Origin of the sequence: uncultured Lamprocystis sp. (assembly GCF_903933125.1) — a bacterium.
Lineage (GTDB): Bacteria > Pseudomonadota > Gammaproteobacteria > Chromatiales > Chromatiaceae > Thiodictyon.
The window spans coordinates 1-4,548 of sequence record NZ_CAIZIZ010000055.1 but is presented as its reverse complement, the minus strand read 5'-3'; the positions used below and the strand labels follow the sequence as shown (position 1 = coordinate 4,548).

Sequence of the window (4,548 nt, the reverse complement as noted above, 5' to 3'; positions counted from 1 at the left end):
GCGTCCAGTGCGCAGACCGGACGCGGAGCGCCCGCACGACACTCCCACGCTGGAGCGTGGGAGCGAGCGAACGTCACGCCCGTGGCGCCGACCCGCCGCCCGCGCTGTCCAACGCTACATCAGCCTGCCTGAGCGGACCGGTGAATTCGCCACCGGTGTCGGAAACGCGCCCCTCCAGGCGGGCTGGCCGCCCCTGCCGATGCGCTGGGTTTTTGCACGCGATGCCCCGTGGCCGGAACCGTGCTCAAGGCCCGCGGTCCTATCGCGGCGGGAAGGGGCTTTCAGGCCGCCATGGCCAGGCGCAAGTCGGCCTGGGCGTCGCTGCCGGTCAGGCGCAGGTCATAGCGCTCCTGCAGGATCGCGAAGACCTTGGGCGTGATGAAGGCCGGCGGGTTGGGGCCTAGCGTGATGCCCTTGACGCCGAGGTGCAGCAGGGTCAGGAAGACCGCGATGGCCTTCTGCTCGAACCAACTGATGACCAGGGTCAGGGGCAGGTCGTTGACACCGCAGTCGAAGGCCTTGGCCAGGGCCACGGCGACCGCGATGGCGCCGTAAGCGTCGTTGCATTGACCCATGTCCATCAGCCGCGGCAGACCCAGGTGCTCGCCGTAGTCGTGGTCACGGATGCGGTACTTGCCGCAGCCGAGCGTCAGGATGAATGAGTCGGGCGGGGTTGCCTGGGCATAGTCGCTGAAATAGTTACGCCCCTTCTCCGCGCCGTCGCAGCCGCCGATGACGAAGAAATGGCTGATCTGACCGGCTTTTACGGCATCGACGATGGTCTGGGCGCGGTCCAGCAGCACGGTGCGGTGGAAGCCGATGGTGGACTCACCGACGATCTGTTCCTCGCAGGGGGCGCCTTCCAGTGCGGCGGCGATGACCGCGGAGAAATCACCGTCGACCAGACGCTGACCATTGGGCACGGCCGTGGTGCGGGTGGTGAAGAGCCGTCCGCGATAGCTTTCGGGCGGGATCAGGACACAATTTGTCGTACCCAAGACCGGCCCCGGAAAGGCGGCGAATTCACGCTTCTGGTCCTGCCAGGCGCCGCCGTAGTGGCCCGCCAGGTTAGGGTGACCGCCGAGCTTGGGGTACATATGGGCCGGCAGCATCTCACCATGGGTGTAGACCTTGACCGCGGTGCCCTCGACCTGCTTCAGCAGGTCCCACAGGTCCATCAGGTCATGCCCGGTGACCAGGATGCCGGGGCCGGCCTGGGTGCCCTCCTTGACCTTGATCGGCGCCGGCTTGCCGAAGTTCTCGAGATGGCCCGCGTCGAGCAGTTCCATCACCCGCAGGTTCATCTCACCGCACTTCAGGCAGAATTCCAGCAGGGATTCGAGGTCGAAATTCACATTAGTCATGGTCGCGAACAGCGCTTCCTCGATGAAGGCCGAAACCGCCTCGTCGCTCTTGCCCAGGCGCCGCGCGTGGTGGGCGTAGGCGGCCATGCCCTTGAGTCCGTAGAGCAGGGTCTCTTGGAGTGACTGGACATCCGCGTCCTTGCCGCAGGTGCCGGGTGAGTTGACGCAGGCGGTCTGCCGAAAGGTCTGTTCGCATTGGTTGCAGTGCATGGAATCTCTTCTATCGCTTCGGTTCAGGAACAGGTGCGCCGTCGATCCGCGGAGCAAGTCGTGGATAACGGGTGACGCTGGGCCGGCAGTATCCGGGGGCCTGGACCGGTGAGCCTTGACTCAGGTCAAGCGGGTCGGTGCCGCGATGGAGCAATCCGCGTGCGGCGGACTCAAGATGATCAGCTGCGACCGCGCAGCCGCAGCCACTGCTGGTGCAACCGATCGGCCACAAAGGGCCAGAGCCGTCCTTTCTCCCACAGGATGCGGGCGAACATCAGGCCGCGGTTCTTGGGCGGGGTTCTGGGGTCGGGGCGCGGGATCAGGTGGATCGCGCCTTGCTTGCAGATGTCCTCCACCGGGGCGCCCTTGCGGCAGGGCTGGTTCTGGTGTTCTTTCTTGTGGCGGCAGTAGCCTCATGCAGCGGGAAGCGGGAGGCGACGAAAGCCTCCTGCTCGGTGAACAGCAGGGTCAGGATTTCGCGCAGCTTGGTGCTGTCGACGAGCCCGATGGGGTAGCGGTTCAGCCGGTCGATCAGTGGAACCAGGGAGGACTTGGTGCTCAACAGATGGCCCATGGGACCCTCGGACGTGGCAGTGGGCAGGAGATGCCCGGTGGATTCACCGCCGACCCTTCAACGGGGGTCGATTCCTGTAGGATGGGTAGAGCGCAGCGAAACCCATCCTCCAAACTCCAGCAATCGTCGCGTCTGCCGGGGCCGATCGCATCCAAGAACATCGCATCCCGCGCCGGGCGCGGTTTAGCAACACACAAAACGGGGTGTCCCCATCTTCGTGATCGAATCCCATATCATCATGACCCAGACCAAAAAGTGGCTCGCCGACGTTGTGATCGGCTGTCATTTTTGTCCTTTCGCCAATAAACCCTTTAAGGGTGACAGTATCCATTATGAGGTCACCGGTTCCTCTGATGTGGAATCCTGCCTGCAAGACTTGCTGCTGGAATGCCAACGGTTGGATGAGCATCCCGAGATCGAGACAACGCTGCTGATCTTGCCCGATGCGTGCCCGGATTTCGACGATTATTTGGATCTGGTCGCCATGGCGGAGGATCTGTTGAGCGCGGAAGATTATGATGGGCTCTATCAGGTCGCCGGCTTTCACCCGGATTACCGCTTTGGAGATGCGCCCGCGGACGATCCGGCGAACTATACCAATCGGTCCTTGTATCCGATGTTTCATCTGATCCGCGAAGAGAGTATCGACCAGGCGTTGGCCAGTGACCTCGATCCTGACTCGATTCCGGAGAAAAACGTGGCGTTCGCCCGTGACAAGGGGCTGGTCTATATGAACGTGCTGCGGGAGGCATGCTTTTGATGGCAATCACCGCGTCCCGCCCCCCGAGACCCGCAGGATTACCCAATCCATCGCCCGGCTGGACAACACCCGTCGCAGGAACCCGAACAGGTGGGTGGGGAAGGTCACGTAGTAACGGGGCCGCGGGCGGCGGCTCTCCAACGCGTGAATCAGCTTCTTCAAGACCGCCTCGGGCGGCAGGGTGAAGGGCTGGGCCGGACCCTCCTTGAGCAGCCGTGTCTCGGCGCGGCGGTAGGCCTCCCGGTGGACACTGTGCTCCGTGTCGATCCGGGCCTTGAATGCCCGGTGGGCGTTCTCGCGAAAGCGTGAGAGGATGGGGCCGGGTTCGATCAGTGAGACCTGAATGCCGCTCCCGGCCAGTTCCAGCCGCAGGGTGTCGGTCAACCCCTCCAACGCGAACTTGCTGGCCACGTAGGCGCCGCGGTAGGGCAGGGGCATGAGTCCGAGGATGCTGCTGTTTTGGACGATGCGTCCGTGTCCCTGACGGCGCATGATGGGGATGACCCGGCAGGTCAGGTCATGCCAGCCGAGCAGGTTGGTCTCCAACTGGGCGCGCAGGGCCGCCCTGGTCAGATCCTCGACGGCGCCCGGCAGGCCGTAGGCGCCATTGTTGAACAGCGCGTCCAGCGTCCCGCCGGTGTGGGCCAGGGTCTGCTCCACCGCCCGCTCGATGGATTGCGGATCGTCCAGGTCGAGTTGGAGCGCCGTCAGCCCCTCGTCGCGCAGCCGCGCCACGTCGGCGGCCTGACGGGCCGAGGCGATCACGCGCCAGCCGCGGCGGGCCAGTCCGTGGGCGCAGGTGTGACCGATGCCGCTGGAGCAGCCGGTGATGAGCACCGAGCGGGGAGTGGCGTGACCGGTGTCGGGCATGGATTTCTCGCTGTCGTGACGCACGCGGCGGCGCCTTGACGCGCCAGGGCGCGGCCGGTGCAAAGGTCCTCGGCCGCGGACGACCGGGTTTGATTTCCGCGCTCAAATCCCTATAAAGCGCACTCATTCATTACGGTGATTTTAAGGAGTTCTCGATGCCGATCTACGAATATCGCTGCACGGCCTGCGGCCACGACCTGGAAAAGATGCAGAAGCTTGCCGACGCGCCCCTGACCGACTGTCCGGCCTGCGGCCAGCCCACCCTGAAGAAGCAGATTTCCGCCGCCGGCTTTCGACTCAAGGGCATCGGTTGGTATGAAACCGATTTCAAACAGGGCGAGAAGAAAAAGAACCTCCACGGCGACAGTGAAAAATCCGACGGCGGGGGTGCGGCGTCCAAGTCGGACACCACGAAGTCGGACACCACGAAGTCGGACACCGCCAAGCCGGCGGACACCGCCAAGCCGGCGGACACCGCCAAGCCGGCGGACAGCGGCAGCAAGCCGACACCGCCGAAGCCTGCCGCGAAGTCCGACGCGGCCTGAGCTCAGGGCCATCCGTGATTCCCGCGATGTTCGTCGGTGCGGCAGCCCCCGCGCCGGGTCGGCAGCGAGGCCGATGGTGGATGCGCTGCGCTTATCCACCCTACGAAACCGGCTCCGTTGTAGGGTGGATAAGGCGCGCCGCTCGGTCTCGGGGACTCGGCACGGCGGTCGCGCGCGCCGCATCCACCAGAGGTCGCGCGGTGCCGCCCAAATTTGGAATTGCTG

The 4,548-nt window shown here is 64.7% G+C and carries 5 protein-coding genes; 2 read left to right on the top strand and 3 right to left on the bottom strand.

The annotated features are described in order from the left end of the window. Nucleotides 1-281 precede the first annotated feature (281 nt). Both hcp and QZY03_RS02495 read right to left on the bottom strand, forming a co-directional pair. Nucleotides 282-1,574, bottom strand: a complete 1,293-nt coding sequence (gene hcp / locus QZY03_RS02500) for a hydroxylamine reductase (protein ID WP_295577968.1) — start codon at nt 1,572-1,574, stop codon at nt 282-284. A 319-nt stretch (nt 1,575-1,893) separates the two neighbouring features. Beyond that, nucleotides 1,894-2,148, bottom strand: coding sequence for a hypothetical protein (locus tag QZY03_RS02495; RefSeq protein WP_295577966.1), 255 nt, complete (start codon nt 2,146-2,148; stop codon nt 1,894-1,896). A gap of 238 nt (nt 2,149-2,386) precedes the next feature. Here QZY03_RS02495 and QZY03_RS02490 point away from each other — a divergent pair, with 238 nt between their 5' ends. Next, on the top strand, nt 2,387-2,908 hold the full coding sequence (locus tag QZY03_RS02490; protein ID WP_295577964.1) for a DUF1415 domain-containing protein: 522 nt from the start codon (nt 2,387-2,389) through the stop codon (nt 2,906-2,908). Nucleotides 2,909-2,914: 6 nt separating this feature from the next. Here the strand turns inward: QZY03_RS02490 and QZY03_RS02485 are convergent, their stop codons facing one another. Beyond that, complete coding sequence (locus QZY03_RS02485; protein WP_295577962.1) at nt 2,915-3,778, bottom strand: SDR family oxidoreductase; 864 nt, start codon at nt 3,776-3,778, stop codon at nt 2,915-2,917. A 155-nt stretch (nt 3,779-3,933) separates the two neighbouring features. Here QZY03_RS02485 and QZY03_RS02480 point away from each other — a divergent pair, with 155 nt between their 5' ends. Beyond that, entirely contained in the window at nt 3,934-4,323 is a 390-nt protein-coding gene (locus QZY03_RS02480; RefSeq protein ID WP_295577959.1) for an FmdB family zinc ribbon protein, read from the top strand. Nucleotides 4,324-4,548 lie beyond the last annotated feature (225 nt).